This is a genomic window from Spirochaetales bacterium (genome assembly GCA_016930085.1).
Classification (GTDB): Bacteria; Spirochaetota; Spirochaetia; order SZUA-6; family JAFGRV01; genus JAFGHO01.
The window spans coordinates 1-25,332 of record JAFGHO010000016.1; the positions used below are offsets into that span (position 1 = coordinate 1).

Annotated in this window: 24 protein-coding genes; 5 read left to right on the plus strand and 19 right to left on the minus strand. The window is 50.5% G+C overall.

Annotated elements, in window-relative coordinates; all coding sequences use genetic code 11:
* Nucleotides 1–446 precede the first annotated feature (446 nt).
* The 3 genes from JW881_02485 to JW881_02495 all read left to right on the plus strand — a co-directional run bounded on the left by JW881_02485 (nucleotide 447) and on the right by JW881_02495 (nucleotide 3,617).
* Nucleotides 447–1,403 carry an FHA domain-containing protein gene (locus JW881_02485; protein MBN1696358.1) on the plus strand — a complete coding sequence of 319 codons (957 nt, stop codon included), beginning with the start codon at nucleotides 447–449 and terminating at the stop codon, nucleotides 1,401–1,403.
* A 93-nt stretch (nucleotides 1,404–1,496) separates the two neighbouring features.
* Nucleotides 1,497–1,949: a response regulator gene (locus JW881_02490; protein MBN1696359.1), complete on the plus strand. Its 453-nt coding sequence runs from the start codon at nucleotides 1,497–1,499 to the stop codon at nucleotides 1,947–1,949.
* 195 nt (nucleotides 1,950–2,144) lie between these two features.
* On the plus strand, nucleotides 2,145–3,617 hold the full coding sequence (locus JW881_02495) for a cellulase family glycosylhydrolase (protein ID MBN1696360.1): 1,473 nt from the start codon (nucleotides 2,145–2,147) through the stop codon (nucleotides 3,615–3,617).
* A gap of 308 nt (nucleotides 3,618–3,925) precedes the next feature.
* Here the strand turns inward: JW881_02495 and JW881_02500 are convergent, their stop codons facing one another.
* The 3 genes from JW881_02500 to JW881_02510 all read right to left on the minus strand — a co-directional run bounded on the left by JW881_02500 (nucleotide 3,926) and on the right by JW881_02510 (nucleotide 7,132).
* Complete coding sequence (locus JW881_02500) at nucleotides 3,926–4,372, minus strand: hypothetical protein (GenBank protein MBN1696361.1); 447 nt, start codon at nucleotides 4,370–4,372, stop codon at nucleotides 3,926–3,928.
* 12 nt (nucleotides 4,373–4,384) lie between these two features.
* Complete coding sequence (locus tag JW881_02505) at nucleotides 4,385–5,491, minus strand: ABC transporter ATP-binding protein (protein MBN1696362.1); 1,107 nt, start codon at nucleotides 5,489–5,491, stop codon at nucleotides 4,385–4,387.
* 297 nt (nucleotides 5,492–5,788) lie between these two features.
* On the minus strand, nucleotides 5,789–7,132 hold the full coding sequence (locus JW881_02510) for a patatin-like phospholipase family protein (protein ID MBN1696363.1): 1,344 nt from the start codon (nucleotides 7,130–7,132) through the stop codon (nucleotides 5,789–5,791).
* A 171-nt stretch (nucleotides 7,133–7,303) separates the two neighbouring features.
* On the opposite strand from JW881_02510, the gene JW881_02515 reads away from it, so the two are divergent.
* Entirely contained in the window at nucleotides 7,304–7,819 is a 516-nt protein-coding gene (locus JW881_02515) for a hypothetical protein (GenBank protein ID MBN1696364.1), read from the plus strand.
* Between the two features lie 40 nt (nucleotides 7,820–7,859).
* On the opposite strand, the gene JW881_02520 is transcribed toward JW881_02515, so the two are convergent.
* The 3 genes from JW881_02520 to JW881_02530 form a co-directional block, all read right to left on the minus strand.
* Nucleotides 7,860–8,246, minus strand: coding sequence for a hypothetical protein (locus JW881_02520; GenBank protein ID MBN1696365.1), 387 nt, complete (start codon nucleotides 8,244–8,246; stop codon nucleotides 7,860–7,862).
* A 28-nt stretch (nucleotides 8,247–8,274) separates the two neighbouring features.
* Nucleotides 8,275–8,808, minus strand: a complete 534-nt coding sequence (locus JW881_02525) for a sigma-70 family RNA polymerase sigma factor (protein ID MBN1696366.1) — start codon at nucleotides 8,806–8,808, stop codon at nucleotides 8,275–8,277.
* 87 nt (nucleotides 8,809–8,895) lie between these two features.
* Nucleotides 8,896–9,987 carry a 6-phosphofructokinase gene (locus tag JW881_02530; GenBank protein ID MBN1696367.1) on the minus strand — a complete coding sequence of 364 codons (1,092 nt, stop codon included), beginning with the start codon at nucleotides 9,985–9,987 and terminating at the stop codon, nucleotides 8,896–8,898.
* Nucleotides 9,988–10,282: 295 nt separating this feature from the next.
* Between JW881_02530 and mtnA the strand changes: the two genes are divergently transcribed.
* Complete coding sequence (gene mtnA, locus JW881_02535) at nucleotides 10,283–11,329, plus strand: S-methyl-5-thioribose-1-phosphate isomerase (protein MBN1696368.1); 1,047 nt, start codon at nucleotides 10,283–10,285, stop codon at nucleotides 11,327–11,329.
* Nucleotides 11,330–11,399: 70 nt separating this feature from the next.
* Here the strand turns inward: mtnA and JW881_02540 are convergent, their stop codons facing one another.
* From JW881_02540 to JW881_02600, 13 genes are all read right to left on the minus strand, one after another.
* The gene (locus JW881_02540; GenBank protein MBN1696369.1) at nucleotides 11,400–12,635 is read right to left on the minus strand and encodes a hypothetical protein; all 1,236 of its coding nucleotides are present in this window, start codon (nucleotides 12,633–12,635) and stop codon (nucleotides 11,400–11,402) included.
* Nucleotides 12,636–12,741: 106 nt separating this feature from the next.
* Nucleotides 12,742–13,974, minus strand: coding sequence for a hypothetical protein (locus tag JW881_02545; protein ID MBN1696370.1), 1,233 nt, complete (start codon nucleotides 13,972–13,974; stop codon nucleotides 12,742–12,744).
* A gap of 251 nt (nucleotides 13,975–14,225) precedes the next feature.
* Nucleotides 14,226–15,497, minus strand: coding sequence for a hypothetical protein (locus JW881_02550; GenBank protein ID MBN1696371.1), 1,272 nt, complete (start codon nucleotides 15,495–15,497; stop codon nucleotides 14,226–14,228).
* A gap of 240 nt (nucleotides 15,498–15,737) precedes the next feature.
* Complete coding sequence (locus tag JW881_02555) at nucleotides 15,738–16,187, minus strand: PTS sugar transporter subunit IIA (protein ID MBN1696372.1); 450 nt, start codon at nucleotides 16,185–16,187, stop codon at nucleotides 15,738–15,740.
* Between the two features lie 164 nt (nucleotides 16,188–16,351).
* Nucleotides 16,352–16,840 (minus strand): universal stress protein, encoded by a 489-nt coding sequence (locus tag JW881_02560; GenBank protein MBN1696373.1) that lies wholly within the window; start codon nucleotides 16,838–16,840, stop codon nucleotides 16,352–16,354.
* Between the two features lie 93 nt (nucleotides 16,841–16,933).
* On the minus strand, nucleotides 16,934–17,575 hold the full coding sequence (locus JW881_02565; protein ID MBN1696374.1) for a V-type ATP synthase subunit D: 642 nt from the start codon (nucleotides 17,573–17,575) through the stop codon (nucleotides 16,934–16,936).
* Nucleotides 17,576–17,590: 15 nt separating this feature from the next.
* Nucleotides 17,591–19,003, minus strand: coding sequence for a V-type ATP synthase subunit B (locus JW881_02570; protein MBN1696375.1), 1,413 nt, complete (start codon nucleotides 19,001–19,003; stop codon nucleotides 17,591–17,593).
* A complete protein-coding gene (locus JW881_02575) occupies nucleotides 18,996–20,768 on the minus strand; it encodes a V-type ATP synthase subunit A (GenBank protein MBN1696376.1) in 1,773 nt (590 codons plus the stop codon). The genes JW881_02570 and JW881_02575 overlap by 8 nt, the downstream gene beginning before the upstream one ends.
* Nucleotides 20,769–20,879: 111 nt before the next feature.
* Nucleotides 20,880–21,524: a hypothetical protein gene (locus tag JW881_02580; GenBank protein ID MBN1696377.1), complete on the minus strand. Its 645-nt coding sequence runs from the start codon at nucleotides 21,522–21,524 to the stop codon at nucleotides 20,880–20,882.
* Between the two features lie 12 nt (nucleotides 21,525–21,536).
* Nucleotides 21,537–21,842, minus strand: coding sequence for a V-type ATP synthase subunit F (locus JW881_02585; GenBank protein MBN1696378.1), 306 nt, complete (start codon nucleotides 21,840–21,842; stop codon nucleotides 21,537–21,539).
* 13 nt (nucleotides 21,843–21,855) lie between these two features.
* Entirely contained in the window at nucleotides 21,856–22,200 is a 345-nt protein-coding gene (locus JW881_02590) for an ATPase (protein MBN1696379.1), read from the minus strand.
* A 31-nt stretch (nucleotides 22,201–22,231) separates the two neighbouring features.
* Complete coding sequence (locus JW881_02595; GenBank protein MBN1696380.1) at nucleotides 22,232–24,268, minus strand: ATPase V; 2,037 nt, start codon at nucleotides 24,266–24,268, stop codon at nucleotides 22,232–22,234.
* The gene (locus tag JW881_02600; GenBank protein ID MBN1696381.1) at nucleotides 24,265–25,332 is read right to left on the minus strand and encodes a V-type ATPase subunit; all 1,068 of its coding nucleotides are present in this window, start codon (nucleotides 25,330–25,332) and stop codon (nucleotides 24,265–24,267) included. The genes JW881_02595 and JW881_02600 overlap by 4 nt, the downstream gene beginning before the upstream one ends.

A 25,332-nucleotide genomic window follows, 5' to 3' on the forward strand; every position in this document is an offset into this window, starting at 1 on the left:
GTGGGTTCTGCCGTGGGCTCGGCCGTCGGAACCTCGGGAGTCGATCCCGGAGTTGGCCCCTGTGTCATCTCCGTATTCATTTGCCCTTCGAGAACACCCCATAAACCGGGATCGTTACAGGCCGTTATGCCCGCGAATATAGAGAGAATAATCACGACGTTACGTAGAACTTTACTCACCCCATGCGGTACCCTCTATAAATTTAAAAACATATCCGGTAAAAGTCAATGTTTTTCTCATGGCCGCTAAAAACACGCGCAGTTATTTGAAAACGAAGTCCATACATCGGGATTACCGGATGATCGTATGCATGGTTTATCCTGTATAGCGGCTTCCGGCATTGTGTCCGGAAATGAGTACCGCTATGATGATAAAAGGCCCGATTTTAAGGGAAATCCTTGTTATTTGACTTGATTAAGCGATCCATCACTTATACCATTAGAGGTATGGGAAAATCGAGGGGGAGAAAATCACCATCCCTGACAATCCGATTGCTCGTGATAAAGGGAAAAGATGCGGGAGAACTGTACGAGACATCCTCTTTCCCCTTTATTATCGGCCGCGACAAAGGAGCAAATTTCTCCCTGACAAAAGACAGTAATATATCACGATATCACGCGAAAATTTCCAGAAACGGCAAATCCGTATCCATACAGGATCTTAAAAGCACAAACGGAAGCATCGTCAATAATGTAAAAATAACCAGAAAAACGGCCCTTTCAGACGGAAGTATCATTATTCTCGGCAAAACATCACTCAAACTCATTATTGCTAAAAAAGAACCGGAAAAACATGCGGAAATAGAGCATACTGAAAGTACATTCTATTACGAACCGCGACAGACGGAAGCAATATTGGTTTTAGACCAATGCAATTCATCTCAAATCATCGACGTTTACGGCGATGAAGCCTGTATGGAACTCACCGAGGCGATGAATAATATCGTCCTTCCCATTTTTAAAAGACATACCGCGCAATTTATCAAGGGAACCGGGGACGGCTTTCTTGCCACCTTCGCCGATGTCCACCATTGTGTAAGGGCGTCTGAAGAAATTCTAAAAAGTATCAGAAAATGGAATCTCAACAAATCCAATGCAACCGAAATCCATGTCCGTATCGGAATGCACTATGGCAAGAGTCTGATCGAGCCGAACGGGGACCGTCATGGCCAGGCGGTAATCGTCACCTTTCGAACAGAAGGCCTTCGTTACAGGGACATAAAAAAAACGGCCAATACCATAGCGCCGGGACATTTCCCGCTTGAAGACAGGGTCTTTATCACTAGGGAATTCTACCATGAACTGGACCAGCCAAAAAAGAAAAAATTCAGGCGTATGGGTTCGTTCAGACTCAAGGGCATCAAGGGATACCACACGATATACGCCTACAGAACGTCCGGTTGAATGTGCGTCTTTCCGGCGGAAAACCCGAATTTATTTGCATTACAGTCGCTTTTCTGTTATACTTCACATTAACGCTTTAACCGGAGAATGTGATTGAATTATCCGACCAATGAAGACATCCCTATCGAAATACTGCTTGTCGAGGATAATGACGGTGATATTCTTCTGACAAAGGAAGCGTTCAGAGAGAGTAAACTCCACAATCACCTTTCCGTGGTAAAAGACGGGGTTGAAGCGCTTGCCTTTTTGAAACGAGAAAACAATTACGCGAACGCCCCCCGGCCCGATATCATTCTCCTCGATCTCAATCTTCCAAAAAAGACGGGGGTCGAGGTATTGAATGAAATTAAAAATGATGCCGATCTGAAAACGATTCCCGTCGTCATCCTCACCTGTTCGACAAACGAAGACGACATCCTTGCAACCTATTACAACCGGGCCAATTGCTACATTACCAAACCCGTCGATTTCAATAAATTCCTCAAAGTGATTCAATCACTCAATACCTTCTGGCTCGAGATAGTCAAACTTCCCAATAAAGCCTGATACCGTTTCACCTGATCCCGAAAAAGCGGTCCAATCCTGAAGAAGACTACCTTGAAAGTGTGTAACAACAAATAATATGATACATTTATAAGTAATAAGGTTGAATCTCCTATATATATTTCTCATTTACCCTTATATACATGGGGGTATCGGCATGATATAACAAAATCAAAGCGTAAAAAAAAGGAGAAAACAATGAAATTCAAATCAACATGCAGAACGGCGGGCTTTATCCTGTCGCTATTGGTTTTGCTTGCATTTATTACAATAGAAGCTGAAGCAAATACACGATACGGAAGACTCACCGGTGTCAACTGGTTTGGTTTCGAAACCGGCAATTACGTCGTTCACGGCATCTGGGAACGTGATTACAAATCAATGCTCAAGCAGATAGCCGACCTCGGATTCAATTGCATCAGGCTGCCGTGGTGCAATGAAATGCTGGGTAAATCGCCGGACAGTATCCAGATAAACGAATACGGCACCGACGATTACACGGGAGAGACCGGTCTCAACCTCGATCTTGACGGATTATCGTCACAGGAAGTAATGGATAGAATTATAGAGGAAGCGGGTAATCTCGGAATATATATTATCCTGGACAACCATTCGCGTGCCGCGGACGGCTATATGAATGAGACTTTGTGGTATACGGATAGTTGTTCCGAATCGAAATGGATTAGCGACTGGGTCGCGATGATCAACAGGTACAAGAATAATTCGAATGTCATCGGCGCGGATTTGAACAACGAACCGCACGGGTCGACCGGTTCGGGAATGAAACCCCCCGCCTCATGGGGATATAATGCCTCAGGATACGGCACCACCGACTGGCGGGCCGCGGCGATCAAGTGCGGCCAGGCGATCAACAGCGCCAACTCCAATATTCTCATAATCGTCGAGGGCGTCGAAGAATATCCCGAAGGCCACGGATACTGGTGGGGCGGCAATCTGAAAGGCGTCGCCGATTATCCGATTTCCGGTATCAATAACCTTGTCTATTCTCCCCATGAATACGGCTCTTCCGTTTTTAACCAATCATGGTTTTCTGCATCGAATTTTCCCAACAATATGCCGGCGATCTGGGACGAACATTTCGGTTTCATTAAAAACCAGAATATCGCCCCGCTGCTTTTCGGCGAATTCGGGATCACGGATGCCGCGGCGGCGAATTCCTCTTCGACGGACTACAAATGGTTTACGAAATTGATGGAATATATGGGGCGGGATTGTTCCTGGACGATGTGGAGCTGGAACCCGAACTCGGGGGATACCGGGGGGATGCTGGAAGCGGACTGGGTCACCGTCAACACGCCAAAGTATAACCTGGTAAAACCATACCTCGCCGGAAGCAGCGGCCCCGTCGTCACGCAACCGCCGGCCGTCACACAGCCGCCGACAGTCACGAACCCACCGGCGACCGACCCGCCCACGGTGACGAATCCCCCGGCTGTGACCAATCCGCCTGCCGTCACCATCGGCGACGTCAATTCGAGCGGCACCATCGACATCGTCGATGCGCTTCTTGTGGCCCAGTACTATGTCGGTCTTGACCCAGCGGGATTTAATCAGACCGCGGCGGACGCGAACTGCAACGGAACGATCGATATTGTCGATGCGCTCCGCATCGCCCAGTATTACGTCGGGCTGATCAATACATTGTGCTGATACTACTACCGGGCTGCCCCCGATCCGGCGGGCAGCCTGTTTTTTCGTTTCCCGGAAAATAAGGGCACCTCTAACCCGGACTTCTCACAATTACAGGAGCTCATATTGAAATGTATATTATCTGTTTATTATAGAGTGACTTACATATTCAAGCCGGGTTTTGGCGCACTTGTGGGCTTAAGGAAATATTTTGCGGTTCTAAAAACCTGCTTTGCAGGTTTTCAAAAGTGCCCATAAATAAAAATCCGCCCCCATAGAAGCCGTTTCGGTTGTAACAAACGGCGTCCGTTCCCCGACTCCCGGACGAATCACAAGCCGTCAAACGATATGTGCTGCAAGGTCACAGAACGTGCATCGAAAAAATAGAGGTCGTCCACGTCGAACACATGATAGTATTCGAAAAGCTGCCGTCTTGTTTCGGGCATGAGGGGATCGGTCGCACGATTACCCGTCTTTACCTCGACAATCGCTCGTTTGTCGCCCCGCCGGACGAGAAAATCCGCCCGTATCCCGTAACGGTACGGCACATGATCGATATACATGAGCGATGAGACCGAATACTGTTCCGAAACGATGATAAAGCCCTGTTTTTTCAGGAACTTTCTCGCCAGGATTTCACCCTTTCTTCCCTTCCTGAACCGGAATCGAAGAATAATGGCGGAAACAAACCGGGAAACAACCCGGAATAACAATGCCCCCAGGAGGAGAAAAAGGATGAGTCCTGCGATAAGCCATTCGACGGGTATCCGTACCATGCACGCAACGACTCAATCGGGATTCGTATCGGTCTTGATTCTTTTACCGGTGGCTTTATCGAATGTGTGGATTTTATCGAAACCGAGCCAGACGACACTCCCGGCCGATATTTCCGTTTTCTCCGGCTTTTGAAGCTGTATCGTTGTCCCATTGATGGCGGTTTCCATAATCGTGCTTCTGATCAACGGCATATAATTGATTTCCCTGACGACCGATTTCAATAAGCCCGGTTTCATTACCTCGCTGATTGAAATATCCTCCGGCCTGACGCCGACAGTGAAATTGGCGTATTTTTCGGAGACGAGGTTTCCGTCGATGAAATTTATCGGCGTCGTGTGAATACTGGTGTTGAGGAAAGAAGCCACAAACACACTGTTCGGATTGTTATAGATTTCTTCGTAGGATCCGACCTGTTCGATCGCCCCTTTGTTCATGACCGCTATATGATCGGCAAAAATCAAAGCCTCCTGCTGGTCATGCGTCACATACACCGTTGTCACGCTGAATTGTTTAAGCAAATGTTTCATATTGACGCGGTACTTGTCTTTCAGCATCTGATCGAGATTGAGAAAAGGTTCATCCAGTAAAAACACCGCCGGATCCCGCGTAATACACCGGCCTATCGCAACGCGCTGCTTTTCTCCGCCTGAAAGCGTGTTCGGCATCCTGTGAAGCAGGTATTTGATCTCAACCCCCATCAATTCGCTTGTACGATCGAACTTTTCCTTGGCCGTTTCATATAACTCGGCTGTTTTCCGTTTAAAAAGGAAATAGGAAAGAATGTTTGTTTTTGAATCCAGATGCGGATATAAAGCGTAATCCTGAAACACCATCCCGATCTTTCTCTCCCCGGGAGCCACTTCCTCCATATTCATCCCGTTGAACAATATCCTGCCCGAATCGGCTTTGATCAGGCCCGCGATAATCTTGAGCAGTGTCGTTTTACCGCAGCCGCTGGGGCCGAGGATCACGGTAATATGGCCGCTCGGAATGTCCAGACTGATATTCTCCAATGAGAACGTTATTTCATTCGACGACCGGTTTTCCCGGGAGGATAACAGATGAAAGCTTTTTGTTCTCAACGTTTTGCATACATCGATGAGCTGTATTCTCGCCATTATTCATCCTTTCCGTTTTTTTCATTAACACGACTTCGGTCTCAGTCAAAACGATGATTGTCCAAGGACATTATGGTTGTATTGTTTTCATGATAATTATTCTCACACATCATGTCAATGAAAATCAATATTGCAGGGAAAGTGTTAAAACTGTTTGCATAGCGTGGAAGTACTATTTTTCCCTTTTCGCAGACCGATTTGTACTCGATCATCCCGTAACCGCGCCGCGCGATGCATCAATACGGCGGTGCCGCACGGAAAAAAATGCTGCCGTACCGAAAGCGGGCCCGTCACGTATCATTCGGGTCTGAAGAAACACAACCGCCTGTGCGAATCTTTTAGTTTTTTCCTGAGTTCTTTTTCGGTATCCGGTCCATAGTCCTTATGCGGCCACCTGAACGGTACATCCGTTTTTATCAGTTCGGGGACAAAGGTCCGTAAGGCGACATCGGCCAGCGAATAACCGTGGTTTTCACACACTGCGGTTTCCGTTTTCGTGAACCTGTCGAGATCGGTGCGTATGCAGGAGATGATCTGTTTGACAAAATCGCGGGAATAAAAGACGGCCGTTTTCGAGGTCGCTGTCTTCCGCTTATTATAGCCTTCCGCGTCGCTTGTAATCGCCCAGTACGCCCCCCTCGCCTTGTCGACGGGATACAAAGCTTTTCCTTTAGCGTCACAGCGGCAGGTGACATAGTCTTCATTGATCGCGCTCATGAGGATTTCCCTTCGAAGCTTCTCCACCTGCTTCATGATCAGCGACACGTACCTGAATGTTCTGCTCAGGATATTCCGCTTCACTTCAAAAGGAATCGGCGAACCACAGTCGGAGACAAGGATATGGGAATGTGTATCCAGGACGGGCTCGAGACCGAGGTTGTCATAAATACCACCGTCTGTCAGGCATATACGCCCGCTGTTTCCGCACCCGGCATTAATACCGGAACGCCCGGTTTTTGGGCCGGAACCTTTTTTCCTTGATGGGCCCGGATTCATCGTAAGGGTCAAAGGACCAAAGACGGGGGGAAAGCATGCGGATGCGGCGACAGCATCGACCAGCAGCATCGAAGCCGGCGTTTTCATATAACCGGTCCGGTAATCGCCTGTGGTATGCTGCGTAAATTTCCAGTTCACCCCGTACTTCATGTCCGTGGCACAAAAAGTGAATTCCGGTTTCAGGGGTATCCCGCACAGCGGGAGACTGGATAGCCGTCTTTTTAAAAGCCGTATCAGGTGCCTCACCCGGAAAGAGGGAAACAACCAGTTCCATAAAAAATGAGTCAGAAAGGGGAAGGTGCGGAAATCGTGTGTCGTAAGGCGCCTGAAAGGACGGGCGATATCTTCTTCGAACTTCAATTCAGCGATCGATTTCTTCTTTGCAGCCATCGTGTGCGCGATGAATCCGCTTATGATACTTCCGCCCGAAACGGAACTGATCGTCGAGAGTTCTTCCAGAACTCCCAATTCATGCAGCCGGCGCAGTGCGCCCAGATGAAAGAGCGCGGCTCGGAATCCGCCGCCGGACAGGCACAGACCGATCCCGCTGCGCTGTTTTCTTTTCGTGCCGCTTCGGGATTGCCTGCTTTTTTCGGATCGATTATGAGGTCCGCCCCGGGCGGCTTTATTCGACGTTCTTTTCATTGAATGACTCCCTTGCTGTTCTTATAGACAATATATTCGTTCGCCATCCCCTTTTATCATAAGATTTTTAGCCGTCCTCTTCAAGGGAGACAAAGAAAAAAGAAACATCCGGGGTACGTAAAAACTTGACAAAAATAACGTCTCCTTCTATGATACCGCAGGAGGTTGATTATGAGTCTGGTTCATCTTGTTGTTACAAAAGTACCGGGGTATGACCTTTTCACCCTTTTTTTTGACAACCGGGACGAAGAAAAAAAAGAAAAGAATTTATTCCTGGAATATGAAAAGGAATTTATTTCCAAGCCCGGCTTTTTCCATCCCCATCCCGAAGATACCTTCGAGCAGCGTTACTACGGTTATTTTATTTTTCCGATTTTTACTTCGGATGAGATTTATCATCTCTACCGGAGCAGGTGTGAATCCAAACCAAATCTGATGAGGCGTTACAATATTTATTTCGACCAGGAACACGTCCATCTCGAAGAAATGATAAAACAATTCGACAGGCCCATCGAGGAGTTCATCAAGGAAAAACACAAACTGAGAACATACTGCCACAGACTTGAATATCTCGAGCGTTCGATCCAGATCCTGAGGGATATCCAAACGGCGATCTATGAAACGGAAACCGAAATCGCGGCAAAAGAACTCGAACTCCACAAGCGTTTTCTTGAATCACTGGGATAGCAGCCGCCGGATTACCTCATCCGGCGGCCCATCGTACCCATTACGCTTCCCCTTCCCCGCTTTGTTCCGGATCGGTATTTCCCGATTCCTCATTCTCCTTTTTTTCTGACCGCGGTTCTTCCTCATTCCCCCCAAAGTGGGCTTTCATCCGCATGCGAAACTTGTTTTTCCATTCATCGCCCCGTTCATGGTGATCATGATTGTGTCCGCCGGGCCCGCCCTTGATGAGGATATGGGAGAGTAATACCAGTCCCCATGCCTGCCAGTAGGTGATGACGGGAAGTCCGAAAATGACGGGCATGAGCCAGTTCCAGAGTACCATCACCAGCAAACCAAAGAGAAACGAGAGAAAAAAAACGATAACCAGCCCCCCCAAAATCATCGGGATATGGACGAATGGTCTGAAATTCCTGAATAATCCTTTCATATCAAAACCTCCTCTTGCTGACAATGGATCAGCTGTATTCGTCGAGCATCTCTTTCAGTTCGGCCAGCCGCTTTTTGAGAAACCGTACCGCATAGCGTTTTCGCGCAATGAGGGTATTGAGCGGGGTACCCGTTTCTTCGCTTATTTCGCGAAATGTCTTTCCCTCGATCGCCTGCAATACGAACACCTCACGCTGATTATCGGGAAGTTCCCCGAGGGCGTCTTCGAGTGCCTCCGTTACCACCGAACGGACGAAATCTTCCTCGACGCTCAATCCGCCCGATGCAATCAGATCCCCGAGCGATACACCCTCACCCTCGCCGTCGAGCGATACGTTAGCCGGCCTCTTTTTCCTGTACCAGTCGATGATTCTGTTTTTCGCGACGGTATAAAGCCAGGCCGCGAGATTTTCGACCGGTTCGGTCACACTCAAATGGATAACGGCGGAAGTAAACACATCCTGGAGTATATCCTCCGCGTCTTCCCTGTCGGAAACCTTCGAGTGTATAAAAGCAAAGAGTTTTTTTCTTTCTTCTCCGAACGCATCCGAGATGCGCCTCATGAGTACGGCCTCCATATACTAAATGACGTACGGGCTGCAAATTTATTGTATGAAAGGCATAAGGCCGGAATAAAAAAACGCTTTCCGTCAGTCACCGAATGACACACCCAGCCGCCGCGCGGTTTGTATCAGGTGATGATCGGGGGGGACGGTTTTCTTTTTACCGGCGATTTCTTCAAGCGGTATCGGAATGATCTCGCTTCCCCTGACCGCCATCATGACGCCGTAGATGCCGTCGAGAATCGAAGCGGCCGCCCCGGTACCGAGGCGTGTGGCTAAAATCCTGTCCGCCGGAGTCGGTATCCCCCCCCGCTGAAGATAACCGAGTGTCGTTACCCGCGTTTCGATATTGATCGTTTTTTCGATTCCGGTCGCGAGCGCCTCACTCGAGGGCAGACGGTGGGGGAAAAAATTCACCGGTTCGTCTTCGGCTTGTCCATGACCGTCCGGTGACGGCGGATGTATGGGGTTTGCGCCCTCCGCGTTCACGATGATACTGAAACGCTTTCCGCTTTTCCGCCGGGCAACGAGTGCCTCCATCACTTTTTCCGGATGATAGGCGATTTCCGGAATCAGGATAACATCGGCGCCCCCGGCAATACCCGCACTCAGGGCAAGCCAGCCGGTATTATGCCCCATGACGTCGCAGATCATCGTCCGGTGATGGCTCGATGCGGTTGTATGAAGCCGGTCGACGGCTTCCGAAGCGATCGTGACCGCGGTATCGAAGCCAAACGAGACATCGGTACCCCAGATGTCGTTGTCGATTGTTTTCGGGAGTGTGACGATATTGAGGTTTCCCGCTTTCATGAGCCGGTAGGAGTTTTTCTGTGTTCCCCCGCCGCCGATACAGACGAGACAATCGAGCCCCAGGCGGTGATAATTTTCGATCGCCGCCCCGGTCATATCATGATATTTCCCGTCGGGAAGCGGCATTTTGTGCGGTTTGTTCCTGCTCGTTCCCAGGATCGTCCCCCCGATGGTAAGCAGTCCTGAAAGCTCATTCGGGCCGAGGGGAATGACCTTGTTCTGAACAAGTCCCGTAAAACCGTCGAGTATGCCGATGATGCCGATATTCCTGGAAACAAGCGTTTTTCCGACGGCACGAATTGCCGCATTCAATCCGGGGCAATCTCCCCCCGATGTCAGGATACCGATGCAGCGTGATTTGACGGCCATATTTCCCTGTACGCTCCTTTTCCTTGTTTACCGCGCCATGACGGCTCTCTCGTATTGACTTCCAAAAGGGATTACTGTACCCTCATCATACACGAGAGTCACAGTATAGGATGATTGCCGGTTTTTGACAACCGCACGATGAAACGTAAAAAGCACCCTGCAAATGACGTTTTACGAACGGCGGTGTAATTATAAATCAAAACCGGACAATGGAGGACCGGGACCGGATGCGATACGGTGTCCCCGAAAAAATCGATAATGCACCGTTTCACCTCATAACGGAAGGAAGCAGACAATGAAAGCGATCCGCTACATAAAAAACACCCTTCACTATCTCGATCAGCGTTTCCTTCCCCACAGGGAGATATGGCGCGAGTGCAGAACGATCAAATGCGGCTACCGGGCGATCAAGGAACTCCGTGTTCGCGGCGCCCCCCTGATCGGGGTATTCGCGGCTTACAGTCTTTGCGTATCCCTCGATTCGCTTCCAAGCGACAAACAACGCTTTTATACCGCTCTCGCCGATGCGATCGCGTATCTTGAGAGCGCACGACCCACCGCGGTCAATCTCGTATGGGCGCTGCGACGGATCGAAAAGACTGCCGCGGCAAACGGGAGCCTTTCCCTGAATCGGATAAAAAAGGCGATTCGGAGTGAAGCACGGGCCATTCACGCAGAAGATGCCGTGCTGTGCGGCCGTATTGCCGAACACGGGGTCCGTCTTGTCGGTAAAGGCGACCGTATTCTCACCCACTGCAATACGGGATTCCTCGCCACCGGGGGGGACGGAACGGCGCTGGCCGTAATCGGCATGGCCCACCGTCTTTACGCGGATATCACCGTCTATGCCGGTGAAACACGCCCCCTGCTTCAGGGATCCCGGCTCACGGCATGGGAACTCATGAAACGGGGAATCCGGTGTTTTCTTATCACTGACAACATGGCCGCTTCCCTCATGCGGGACGGGCAAATCGACAAGGTGTTTGTCGGCGCCGACCGGATTGCGGCGAACGGTGATACGGCGAACAAGATCGGGACATACGGCCTCGCGGTGGCCGCTTCCTACCATCGCGTGCCGTTCTATGTCGCCGCCCCCTCGAGCACATTCGATCCCTCGCTCGAATCCGGGGACGGCATTCCCATCGAACAGAGAGACGGCGATGAAGTGAGGACGGTGTGCGGCAAAGTGCGGATCGCACCCGCCGGCGTTCCCGTCTGCAATCCCGCGTTCGACATCACCCCTTCCCGTCTCATCACGGCGATTATATGCGACAGGGGGATTATTACGCCGCCGTATAAAAAACATATCAAAGAAGTTTTTCAAAGCGGCTTTGATATGTAAACACAGGAGTTTTCTATGGACGACACAATCGCGATCGTGGAAAAATCGATCTCCCTGCAACATCCCGCGGTCAATATTCGGGGGCGATAAAATAATCGCCGTCAATCGCGATCGCGTAATCGATGCTTACCGACGGCAAAGATGATTGTATGAGGTACTGATGAAACATCATCGCCTTCCCGGGCGTGGGAATCCGGTAGGTATAGTTGGCCTCCGGTACCTCCCGGACCGATTTCAGGCTTCCTCCGCGAAAAGTATAATCGAACACCTCGGGGAGATGAAGCGTGAGAAACATCTCATGAACCGGCCAGTCCGGGGCCGGCAGACGATGATGTATCGACCCCGAAAGCAGATAATTGCCCTGTTTGCGGGTTAAAACGAGTTCGACGCTTCCCGCCTGTCCGCCGGACCTGCCCGGCAAAACCTCGAGCAGCACGGTCCCGCTTTTAATCGTAAAGATCCTCTGTATCCCATTGATATAAACCTTCTCGAGTTCATATTCTTCCGGCAGGGTAAACGATATCGATTTTTCTCCCGTAAAATGGAGTTCGTACAATAACCGCAGGATGAGGCGGCCTTCGAGTGTGGACACCGCAGATCCGTGACCTCTTGACACCATGGGTTCGATTTCCGGCCGTTTCTCCGGCATCGTCCCTGTAACCGAGGCGGTCGCCCTGGCGAAAGAGGCCGCCTTTTTCAGCTTCCACCGGAGTCTGTATACATTATTGTCCGGATAGAGAATAAATCCGTCCGGAGTGCGTTCGAGACGTCGATCGCCACCCAGCGCGAAATGTGTCTCATCCAGGCGAATACGAAACAGGGATTGTGAGTTTTCTTCGAGCCGGACTGTTGCGGCCCTGTCCCCGTCTTCTGTGATGGCCGTGACGAGAAGTGAAAAAGAGAAATCATAAACTCCCTTTTTATCGGTCAAACATGTCAGTATATTCCTTCTGTTCATGATGAGGATGTCACCCGGATCCGGCAATCCTGATACGACGGTATGGTCATCCAGATGAAGCAGCTTGACTTCACTCCATTCATTGTCTTCGAGCACAACCACACGGACATTGACTTCAATATCCGCGGCATTATCGAGTAATTGACCGCTCAATTCCATCCTGCTTACGACCGCATTGACCGGAGGACCTTTTTTCTCCGGCGTTCCGGTCTTTTCCGTCTCCCGATACAACCGCAGGATCTCGTTCAGCGGGAGTGTCGCGGTTGAAAGCTCCTCATCATCCGCGCATGAAGGCCATATTGAAAGCAATATGGTAAAACTTATACATATGATTTTCCTGTTCATCATGATACTCCTTTTAATTTAATCATCGTCTGTGGAACGGGAACGACACCCGGCTCCACATTCGTTATGTCTACTCGAACAACGGAATCGCATACGGGACGGCACCTCGTCATGCCGTCACACGACGGTAAAATCCGGCCAGTATATCCTGGGTTTTTTTACGGCTCGAGGCGAACATGAGTATACAAAGGCCGAGGAGAATCTCGAGGGTATAGATAAGGCCCGTATACCCTTCCAGAATGACGGCCATAGTCGGAATAATCTGGTAAATGAAAAAAAGCCCCAATGTCAAAAACCCGTTTTTCAGATCGAGTGTGAACGTCATATAGAGAAATAAAAGAAGCGATATGGTGATAATCGTTATCAGGTATGCGAGAGAAAACGGCATATAGGCGGTCAAATAGGCCAGAAGAATGAAAAAGAACCCGTATCCCGAAGCAATCAGGCATGCGGTGTAAACGGGAAGTCTCTTGTTCGAAAAAAGAAATATACCGATGATGCCGGTGAAAAATAATAGAAACGTCACCCAGCTTCGTGCCGTCATGGTCGTGATGATGGTGTCAAAGGACTTTTCCGAAGGAAGAAGCAAACCGACAGGTACCCCGGACTCGAGTGAACGGTATTCCCACGTCAGCTCGACATTGTCGCGGGATGAGGTTTCCAACGATGTCGCAGGTACCACACCTGACGCGTAATCGTAATTATCACCTCCCTTGATTTCCGCAGACAGCCTGAAATCTTTGACCGGAATATCAGGGTCAAGAAAATAGGTAAACTCGTCAAGCCCTCTCCCCCTGTAGGTAATCAAAAACTCGGTTTCCTTCTCGCGTACGAGCCGTCCCGTCCAAAAAAGTCTGTCGCCGCTGTCCGAGAGGTTGATGTCGGCAGGAAGATTATCCACGGAAAAAACAAGATCCGACAGCAGTATTTTATTTCTTTCCAGATTTATAGGAAAAACAAAGACGACATCGATTGTATCGGTCTCCGTATTGACGATCGTGTAACGGCCTTCGAAGCTGAAATCAAAACCCGAAAAATAATAAAGTCCACGCTTCCGGTAATTCATCGTTGCCTTGATCGAAATCCGTTGACCGGAAAAGGGAAGCGAATACAATTCGGTAAAGACCGTTCCGGTCGGAATATATCTCACCGTGGGGGCACTCTGATGTATCGGTGCGCCCCAGCGGTCGATCACATCGTTGTATAATTCGGTATTCGCAAAGGTCGCACGGTTGCCTATCTGTATTGTCAGCACGATGATGACAACGGCCATTATGAGTAAAGCGACCGCCATGTGATATCCGAAAAATATTCGAGAGAGAAAAGTGAAAAATCTTTTCATTACCGGACTCCTTAACGAAATCTTGCAGGATACGATCTATCCTTTATGACTACAATACTGCGGAAAAAAGGAAGGGAAATGTCCGGAGTGTGAAAAACCCGGCCAAAAAAATGGCATGATTGTGACGGTACGAAAAAACAAAAGCCCCGGCTTTCCCGGGGCTTTTATCACGACTCAAGGAGAAGGACGACAATGTCGGACGACAATGTCGAACGACAATAGTCGTTCGACTATTGTCGTATTTCCTCCCGCTACAGGCTTCCGTTCCAGCTTCCATGCGGAAGGAACGAACTCGCATCGATCACGAGATACCCCGCGTAATGCGTGCAGCTTACGGTCACCCACTTGTAACAACAGCACGAGCCGTTCGCGCAGAGAACATTCGAAACCCGCTTTATCCAGCTGTATGTCAGCGCGGCGTCGTATTCCCACCATCCGCATTGGATAAACACCCAGTAAGACGTTCCGATTCCCGTGAACGTATTGACGGAAAAATCTTCATACGATGATGCTGAAGTATAGGAAGGCGGAATCCAGTCCGCATACGATATATCGGAAACCGAATCATAGGAGCAAAGCCGTTCGCAGGCGTTCGATGAATCGTTCAGCACCTGTGATTCGGTCGAAGCGATCCTTACCCGGACGATATTATTGAGGCGTCCCCAGTCTCCCGAAGCCCCCGTGGCGTTGTAAAGGTCATTGACGATGCGGAGTTTCGGCGGGGCGCAGGCGACCTGCGTCCATGCGGAAGCACCCGAGTCATTGATCGCGCGAATCCTGTAGCCCGGCCATGTTTCACTCAGGGAATTGTGTGAGAAATAGGTCGAATTCGCCGCCGTTTGGGTTACCGTCACCCACGATCCCGAAATCCGGGGATCTTCCCGCTGGATCTCGAACGCGGTTTCATTCGACGAATTGTCGGTCCAGTTGAGGCGGATCGAGGTCGGGCTGTTGGCGGTGACGGAGAGGTTCGACGGTGAGGCCGGAGCCGATACGGGTGTCGCGGTCGGGAGAGCCGTCGGAACCGGCGTCGATACCGGTAACGGCGTGGCCGTCGAAACGGCGGTGGATGACGGGGTCGCCGTCGGTACGGATGTCGATACCGGAGTGGCTGTCTGAAGCGGGGGCAATGTGGGATCGCCGCCCGTAATCGTGACGGACAATACTTGAGTATCCGAGGCCCCGCCCTCATCGGTTACTTCGAGCAGAACGACAAACAAACCGGCGGCATCCGCCGTGAAACCCGCGTTCACTGTATTCCTGCCCGCGATATCGTTATCGCCGAGCGCCGAGTTTGAGGGTGTTTCCTGAAACGACCACCGGTAGCCGGTAATTTCACCGTCCGGGTCGCGGCTGCCGGCTGCTGAGAGTGAAATATATTGTCCCGCCTGACCCGTTTGAGGAGAAGCTTCGGCCGCGGCCTCCGGCCTCATGTTTTTAATCTCGGGACATCCCGTCAATAAAACCGCAAGGAGTAACGCACTCCATAAAAAATACGCATACATTTTTGAAGATTTTTCCATTCTCTTTCCTCCATCGACATTATGAGTCCGCATATTGCATGCGCGACAACATACATAATGCGGAGGAGGAAAGAACTACTCACTTTTTTATCAGAATAAATACATTCGGCCGTGAAGTAACCGTAAAAACACGGAGAACAGCGGTCAAATTATACATTGATATGAACGTAAAGGCGGAACCAAATCCGGACGTTTCTTTAATAAATGAAACACGCAGGCGGAAGGTCGTTATCTACTATATTATTCTTCCTTGAATAAATCAACGACTTCCTTTGCCGATCTTGATGCGATCAAGGTCGAACAAAATGCGTCGGAGCGGGCCATACGGGCTATTTCCGCCAGCGCTTCGATGTGCGGGCCCGATTGATCCGGGGGGGCGAGCAGCATAAAAAAAAGATACGACGGCTTTTCGTCGATTGCTTCAAAATCCACACCGGAAGGCTTGATCCCGATCGCCATTGTAAGGGTCGAAACCTCCCCGCACTTGGCGTGGGGTACGGCGATTCCTTTTTCGAGCCCCGTGCTTCCCTGTTCCTCCCGCCTGATGATCGCATTATAGGCGGCATCTCCATCGTTGATCCTGCCCGCATCAACCAGAATTTTGATAAGTTCCCTGATAATATCATGCTTGTTTTCCGAAACAAGAGGAACTTTTACCACATCTTCGGTTATCAAGTCGACTAATGCCATGACCTTATTCCTTCCTTGAACGCATAACACCACCCCGTCCTCTTTCGATTGAAACCCGGAGCGGAAAGCGCTGTATACTCACCGATTTATTTTCCCGAAACCCGAGACGATAAAAACTCACACGCTATAAGATTACAAACAATCGTTTCAATGTCAAGTATCCGTCATACCAGCTTGTCAAAGATTTCCCATACGCGATCTTCATCCTTGACGATGAGAACCGAACAGGGAACATTGCGCATGGCCCGTTCCGATTCATTGTACAATTCGTCCCGTCTGCTTCTGATGCGCGACAGCTCGCCCAATACGAGAAGATCTATATCGAGTTCGGCGATTTTATTCTTGATTTCCTGATGAACCGTCCCGCTGACATTCAATGTCTCGATGACAAGTCCTTTCCGGCGCGCAAGATTTCTGACATGCGTGAGGTATTTTTCAGCATCGGCCTCGATATCCCTTCGGTATTCGTCCTGTTCTTCACTCAAAAATATCCGTGATTTTACCAGATCGCTCAATGCCCTTGTATTGACGACATAGAGTGCAAACAATTGCGCCCCGGTCGCCCTGCAAAGACAGATGGCATATTGCGCGGCAGTAATTGTTTGTTCTGTCCCGTCAATATACACAAGGATTCTTTTTACAGGTCCGTCCATATGCTTCTCCTCTCAAGCGATGTATTCCGATGCCGAACATCCCGTTGATACCGGCGATTGCATGTTCCGGCGGTACCTCTCCAAATATTCGAATTATCCGTTACTGTTTTCCCGATCCTTTTTTTCTTCCAACCGCCTTTTTACCATTTTCATAAGCACGAACATATCGCGTTCATTTTCTTCAAGCCGATTTTGTATATAAGACACACTCTCCCTGAGGTCCGGAATGGCGATTTTCTCGAGTGCATTCACCTTGCGAATGGTCTTTCGTACCTCATTGGCGAGCCGGATAATCGATATTTTCAGTTCCGCAAGACGCCCCATGACTTTGAGGGCCTCCTTGAATTCGGAAAGCGAACTGTCTATCCAGAAACTCGTTCCCGCGGGACTGTAAAAAGGGGCGTACTCTTTGAAAGAGGTTTCGACGACCGGAAGGGGTACCCCCATAATTCGCCGTTCCCGAATAATAATAGTCGTCTCGACATTCACCGCGCTCGAAAGATTGAAAACTTTCAGTTTTCCCATATTGAGTACGGCCTCTTCGAGGGTTCTGTATGCGTGCTGAAGGGCTTTCTCGACCCTTTCCTGAAAATCGACCGCCTGATCCACGAGGTTGAGAAGTTCGATTACTAAAATATTACGCTTCTGATCGAGCAACTCGTAACCGAGTTGGGCGAACTTGAGTTCATGTTTGAGCTTTATGAGATTTGTCTTTGTCGGCGCGATATTCTGCATATGCGTTCTCTTTCGTTACCCGTAATATTTCTCCAGTTCTTCTTCCGTCACCCTGTGCAGTTCCTCCGCCGGCAGCTTGCGAAGCACTTCCCACCCAAGATCGAGGGTTTGTTCGATCGGTCTGTCTTCATTCATGGTTTGTGAAATAAACCGGCGTTCGAAAGCGTCACCGAACTCGAGATACTGATGGTCGAGCGGCGTCAGTTCTTCTTCTCCGATAACCGAAGCCAGATTCCGCACATCCTTGACATAACTGTAGGCGGCAAAAAGCTGGCTTGCCAGATGGGGATGATCCGACCGTGTCATTCCCTCCCCGATTCCGTCTTTCATGAGCCTTGAAAGCGAAGGAAGCCCCGCGACCGGCGGATAGATATTCCGCGCATACATTTCACGTTCAAAAACGATCTGGCCCTCGGTAATATATCCCGAAAGATCCGGAATGGGATGAGAAATATCGTCATTCGGCATGGTGAGAATGGGAAGCTGCGTAATCGAGCCCTTGTAGCCGGTCAGCATACCGGATCGTTCATAAATTTCCGCGAGATCGGAATAGAGGTACCCGGGATATCCCTTTCTTGAAGGTATTTCTCCCCGGATCGTGGAAATTTCCCGCAACGATTCGCAATAGTTCGATATATCGGTCAGAATGACCAGTACATGCATGTCTTCGTTAAAAGCGAGGTGTTCGGCAAGAGTAAGCGCGGTCCGCGGCGTTATCAACCGTTCGATTGAAGGATCGTCGGCAAGTGAAAGGAAAAGCGCGACATTCGGAAGAACCCCGCTTTCTTCAAATGAACGAGTAAAAAACCGGGCGACATCGTGTTTTACTCCCATGGCGGCAAAGATAACGGCGAACTCCGTCAGGCCGCTTTTTATTTTTGCCTGCCGTGCGATCTGGGCGCCGAGTTCATTGTGGGGAAGCCCGTTGCCGGAAAAAATGGGGAGCTTCTGGCCGCGGATAAGTGTGTTCATCCCGTCAATGGCGGAAATTCCCGTCTGAATGTAATCGCGGGGATATTCACGGGAGGTCGGATTGATCGGCTTGCCGTTCACATCGAGTTCCGTATCGCTGACCGGTTCCGGCCCGCCGTCGATCGGTCTGCCGAGTCCGTTGAACACACGTCCCAGCATCTTTTTCGTCACACCGATCGAAAGCGGCCGGCCCCTGAAGCGTATCCGCGTGCTCGGCATGGTAAGACCGGCGGTCCCTTCGAATACCTGGACCACCACCACATCGTCCGCCGTGTCAAGGACCAGTCCGTAGCGCATGTTGCCGTCCGAATCGATACATTCGACAAGTTCCCGGTATCCGACGGGATGGGTGTTTTTGACAAAAAGCAGGGGACCGTCTATCCTGTCGACACCGATGTATTCCCTGCCCGCGAGGAGTTTTTTTTCTGTTTCATGCAGTTTTGAGGGTTCACGCATAAATCGACTCCAGTTGATCGAGGGATCGCTCCAGACGGGAGGTGAGTTTATCGAATGAGGAAAGCTCTTCATTCGCAATGGTAAGTTTCATTTTAATGATATCCTGAAGCACCTTCATCCGTTTGAGTTTCACGAGTGTGACTCCCCGCCTGATGGCATCGGCACCCCTCCTGTAAAATGTAACGATGATATGAAGCATTTTCATCTGTTTGAGCGGTACCGAATACCGGTCGATATCGTCGAACGCGTTCTGCTGGAGAAAAGCGATCTTGAAAAGATTACAGACTTCGAGAATAAAGCGCTGGCTGTCGGGAAGCGCGTCCGGACCGACAAGCTTGACCACCTGCTGCAGCCGGACCTCTTTCTGGAGGAGTTCCATCATTTCCGTCCTGTCTTCCCACCAGCTGGTCCCGACTTCCTGCTCCCACCATACGGCCGCTTCTTTCAGGTATTCGCTGTAACTGTCGAGCCACGAAATCGCGGGGTAATGCCGCGCATTTGCCAGCTGGCGGTCGAGTGCCCAGAAACACCGGACAAAGCGTTTCGTGTGCTGGGTCACGGGTTCTGAAAAATCACCGCCGGGCGGGGATACCGCGCCGATGAGGGAGACCGAACCCTGTTCACCGCTGAGGGTTTCCATGTACCCGGCGCGTTCGTAAAACTCGGCTATACGCGTCGGCAGATAGGCGGGAAAACCTTCTTCCGCCGGCATTTCCTCCATCCGCCCCGAAAGCTCCCGCAGCGCCTCCGCCCAGCGGGACGTCGAATCGGCCATGACCGCTACATGGTAACCCTGGTCGCGAAAATATTCGGCAAGGGTGACGCCGGTATAGATACTCGCCTCCCGCGCCGAAACCGGCATGTTTGAGGTGTTCGCGATCAAAATGGTCCGGCTCATGATGCTTTCACCGGTTTTCGGATCGATCAGCCGGGGAAATTCGGTAAGGACATCCGTCATCTCGTTCCCTCGTTCACCGCACCCGATATAGACGATCACTTCCGCATTGCACCACTTTGCGATCGCGTGCTGCGTCATGGTTTTCCCTGTTCCGAAACCGCCGGGAATCGCCACCGTCCCCCCCTTCACGACGGGGAAAAGGGTATCGATGATCCGCTGTCCGGTAATCAGTGGAATCTCCGATGCCAGTCTCATCTCAACCGGCCGCTGCTTTCTGATAGGCCACCGGTGCATGAGAAAAAGCTGTGTCTTCCCATGGGTGGTTTCGATGAGGCCGATTGGTTCTTCCACCGTGTACTCGCCTTCCGGCGCAAGCGAAACAAGCGTTCCCCCGGAATCGGGCGGAACGAGGATCTTCTGTGTTATCGTGACGGTCTCCTGGACCGTCCCGATGACAGCCCCACCTGAAAGCCGTGTCCCCGTTTCTATTCGGTGGGGAATAAAACGCCACTTCTTTTTTCTATCGAGGGACGGCAGCCGTACCCCCCGTTCGATGAAGCGCTCGGTCAGTTCCCTGATCTTTTCCAGGGGCCGCTGTATGCCGTCATAGATGGTACCGATGAGTCCCGGACCCAATTCCACGGATAGGGGCATCCCCGATCCGTAAATATTATCTCCCGGCGCGATTCCGGTCGTATCTTCGTAAACCTGGACAACGGCGTTATCCCCTTCGAGCTTCACGATCTCACCGACGAGCCGTACTTCGCCGACCCGCACGAGTTCGAGCATCTGTGCGTCCGTAACCCCCCCGGCCACGATGACCGGACCATTGACCCTTTTAACCCGGCCGACAATACGTTCGTTCATGACACTCGCCCCCCGTCCCTGAATGAATACCCGGCTTTCGATTCCCGTCGAAAACAGGCCGGTCTCCCGGCCACGGCGCGGTTGCCGCGGATTACATCGTCTTTCATCGTATTATACTTCCCCTGAAAATGCTTCATGTATTTTCCTTCTTATTTCCGGCCCGTAGCGGAGAAGACGGGTGGGAACCTGGTTGTTGAACGCGGTTTTACCGTCTTCGGCGACAAGGACGACGCCCTGTGCAAGGGCCGGTTCCTCTTTCGACATCGAAAGCGCAACGTTCCTGCCGGTTATTTTTTTAATTTCGGCCTCGGCATCACGGAGGAGCTTCTCGTCGAGCGTTTCCTTCTCCCGTGATGAGGTATTCACGCGGGCAGATGATGTATTCAGACCGATCGCCGCTTCCGTGATCCAGCCGATAAGGACATCCCGGTAACCGGGGCCGCCGATCATCGCATAAAGGGCTTTTTTCACTTCGTCGATCGCCCGTGAAATGATATCTTCCCTTACCCGGAGTTCGATCCGCCGTTTTTCAACGGCAATCGCGGCTTCCATATTTCTCTTCACCAAAGCCGCCTGTTCGTCCCCCTTTTTTTGGGCCTCATCCATTATCTGCGACGCCTTGGCTTCCGCGGCGGCAAGGCGCTCCTTGACGTAAGCCCGTGCATCCGAAAGAATTTTATCGGCTTCTTTTATGGCGTCTTCCCGGATCCCCTGAATGAGTTTATTTTTTCCTCTGTCCTCTTCGATTTTTTCCATAACCGCCTTCTCTTACAGCTTGATACCGATTGCCATGTTCACCATCTCTCGAATTCCGGGCTTTCCCGCGACCGGCCCTTTTCTGTCCTGTATTTCAACGATGAGAGGGAACTTTTCAGTGAAAAGATAGCGGTCGACAAGGGGCCTGATCAACTCCGCGATGCGTTCGGTTATGATGACAATACCAACGTCCGTTTCCTTTAGCGCCTCATTGAAGGCATCTTCCGCCTCCCTCCCATTCGTCACCACCGCTCCCCTGACGCCGACCATCCCGAAGCCCAGGACCGTATCCTCGTCACCGATAACAAAGTACTTCATGCACGCCCTTTGCCTATACCTTGTTCAGGATCATAAGCGCGGTAATAAACCCGAATACGACGATACCGTCGGCAAGCGCGATAAAGAGTAATGCCTGCATGGCAATTTCGGGCCGCTCACCGATCGCGCCCATGGCGGCCGCACCGATATTGGCGATAGCGATACCCGCCCCGATAGCACCGAAGCCGAAAGCGACCGCCGCGGCGATGAGGGCGAACGGCATGGAATTCGACGTTACTCCCGTCCCGGCCGCGCTTTCCGTTCCCTGCGCAAAGGCGCCCGTGAGGCTCCCGAAGAAGGTCATGACAATAACGATCAAAAGAATTATTTGACTCCACGCTATCTTTTTCTTTAACATCCTTTTCTCCATTTTTTCCTCCACAAAGTAGTTAACGGCTTCGAAGTGAAACCGGTGAATACATTGTTCCTTTACCGGTAAAATATTTGGTAAAAAACTCATAGTAATTGAGACGCAGCGACTGTATCCCGGCCACGAGGCCCTCCAGCCCGATCACCATGATATTTCCGATAACAAGAATGATAATCGACAATACCGAATAGTTGCCCGGCCCGCCCGCGGCCCCTTCCGCCATCTGAATAAAAGCGCCCATCAGACTCACATGGGCGATCCCGAATCCCGCCACCCGCAGAAAGGAGAGGGTATTGGACAGGTAGCTGCTGAATATTTCGAGCATTTCCACGAACCACTCGATGAAAAAATCGAAAATCATAAAGGGGCCGAACTTCTTCGACGGGTCATGCTTACGGTGCCTGACAAACTCGATCGGCGGTTTCAAGAGAAAAAGGACCGCGGGAAGTCCCATACCGAAAAAAAGAATCCAGGGGGAGGGCGCCTCCTTGAAGCTGTGCTCGAGCAGGAATTTCGTCACATAGATGCCGGCAAAATACATCAGGCCGCCGACAATCCCCGTCTTGTCGAGAATCAGCCTGAACCACTTTCGTTTTGCTGCGAGATTGATCCAGTTGATCAGCAGTCCCACCGTGATGACGGCGACGCCGAAATAAATCGTGATGGCGAGAATATCGAAGATCGAATGAATGAGTCCTTTCGCCGGATCGTGCCCCATGACAATTCCATGGTAATCGAACCATAGCGGCCTGAACAATTGCATGCCGAAGTACGAGTTGAAGAGAAACCCCGTCACAATGGCCGCACCCCCGCACCAGGCGATAAGCTTGAGCAGGTTTTTGACATCGTCATGAGGCCCCCGGTAAAAAATGGCCCCAAAAATGCCGAAGAGGGCGATGATGACACCCTGGCCGACATCGGCGAACATGAGACCGAACATACACATATAAGCGACGGCGACAAAAGGAGTGGGATCGATCGTCCCGTATTCCGGGGTTGCGTAATTTTTGACGATCATTTTAAAGGGCGCGAGAAACGACGGGGTTTTCATTTCCACGGGAATCGAAGGTTCCTTTTTCTCCAATCGTTCGATCTCGACGGGATCACTCCATTGCATGTAGCACCTGTCCCCGGTCACGCCCCTGATTTCCTCTTCGAATGCCTTTTGTTTTGAAGCGGGAAGCCATCCGGAAAAGAGAACCGTTCGCGCCGTTTTGCTGAAATACGCCTGTATCCTGAAATAAAGTTCATTCAGCATCAGGTTGGACCACATCTCCTTGAGAACACCAAGATTTTCACGAATCATTTCTGTCGATTCTTCCCTGAGGGCCTTTTGTTCCGCCTCGAAACCAGCTATTTTTGTTTCGAGATCATGAATAACATCGTCCTTGACACCATGCATCTCTTCTTTCAGTTCGGTATCGATCCATCCGTATTGATCGAGGATGTTGTCGATACGTGAGTCGTCCCGTTTCATTGTAATAAGGAGAAGATTGGTCCGGCCGTTTTCCTCGTTAAAATGGAGAATCACGGAGGGAACCTCCTTCAATGCCGCCGAGAGATCGTCCAGCCTGGAAGAGGGGATTGTCCCCGTCTGAATGGTGAGAAACGAGTACTTCGTATGCGCCCGAATCCCGGCGCTGACATCCCCGAAAAGATCGACCTGCCGCCGGATATCCTCCAATTTGAGAATTTCCTGCTGGATATTCTGCTGGCGGTCACGGATCCCCTGAAGTTTGTCCGAAATTTTATCGAGAATTTTATCCGATTCATCAAGGTTCGCGGGTTTGAGGGCCGAAATATCGAGCTTTTCCCGTGCAGGGGGACTTTCATTGACCGTGGTCAAAAAATTTTCAATCCGTTTTTTGATCTCCCCTATTCGTACCCGGGAAACATCGGGCACCACCGTATCGATTTTATTGTTCCAGTCACTCCTGATCTCCTTCACATCCACAAAATGCAGCAGGCCCGCCTTGAGAAGTTCCCGCGTCACTTTGTCGGCATCGCGATCGAGTACGACGGCAATCACATGTTTCATACGCGTGGTAAATATCATAACCGGCTCTTGATTTTGTCCTCCGGAATAGAATAAAACTTGGCATTCAGGATCGTCATGAGGCGCCTGATCTCGCTTCGTTTCAGTATAAAGTACACGAGAATAATCCCGATTGTAAAGGGGTAACCGAGTAAAACCTTTTGAACCTCCTGCATGGTAATCTGTTCGAGAATTCGTTCGATGAGAATGAGGCGGGAAGAAGATTCCTGAGTCTGGGCGCCCATCATCGCCTCGATCCCGCTGTACCGTTTACGGACGAATGTCGAAAGAACATCCATGATATTTTGCGACTCATAAATGGATTGCATCGCCTTTTTATCGATCGTATACCCCCGCGGCACGGCATAACGCAGGGCGTCTTCCAGCGGAAGGTTATAGGCGGTTTTAAATCTGACAATCCAGTCGATATTCTGCATATCGATCTCTATTCCGATAAGACGTCCGGCAATATCGGCGTCGCGTCCCTCGAGTACTCCTACGGCCCCAATCAAGTTTCTGTAAAAGTAGTGATCTAAAGAAATTTCCGCCGGGAAAATACTGTTTTTCTGTTCGACCTCTTTTTCAGCCTCCTCGAGGACCTTTGCGTACGGTGTATTTTTGAGAATCGCGATAATGTCGCTGAAGCCGTTCGCTCTGATTACCGCATCGGAATTGAGGTCGACATGTATTTTTTCACGGTACACATATATGATCGATGAGGTAATATCCCGTTTTCGAACCGCTTTATCGAACCAGAGTCTCAGAATATTTTTGAGGTTATCGACCTCATACCGCGAGGCTAGTGCCCGGACAAAAAAGAGGACCTCGTCCCCGATATGTTTTTCAATTTCAACGTAGAGGTTAATCTCCTGTTTGAAAAGCTCGAGCTCAACCAGTTTGAGATCACCTGTTCTGGTATACACTTCCTCGATAAAGGAGTATGCATTATTTTTGAACAGCTGGACCGCTTCCGCAAGTGAATGCGCGCGTATGAGCTGTCCGATAAACTCGTCGGTCAGCAATTTGCTGATGCGCGTCCTTAATTTTGCGTGAATAAAACCGTACTTTTTTAACGGACCTGCCAT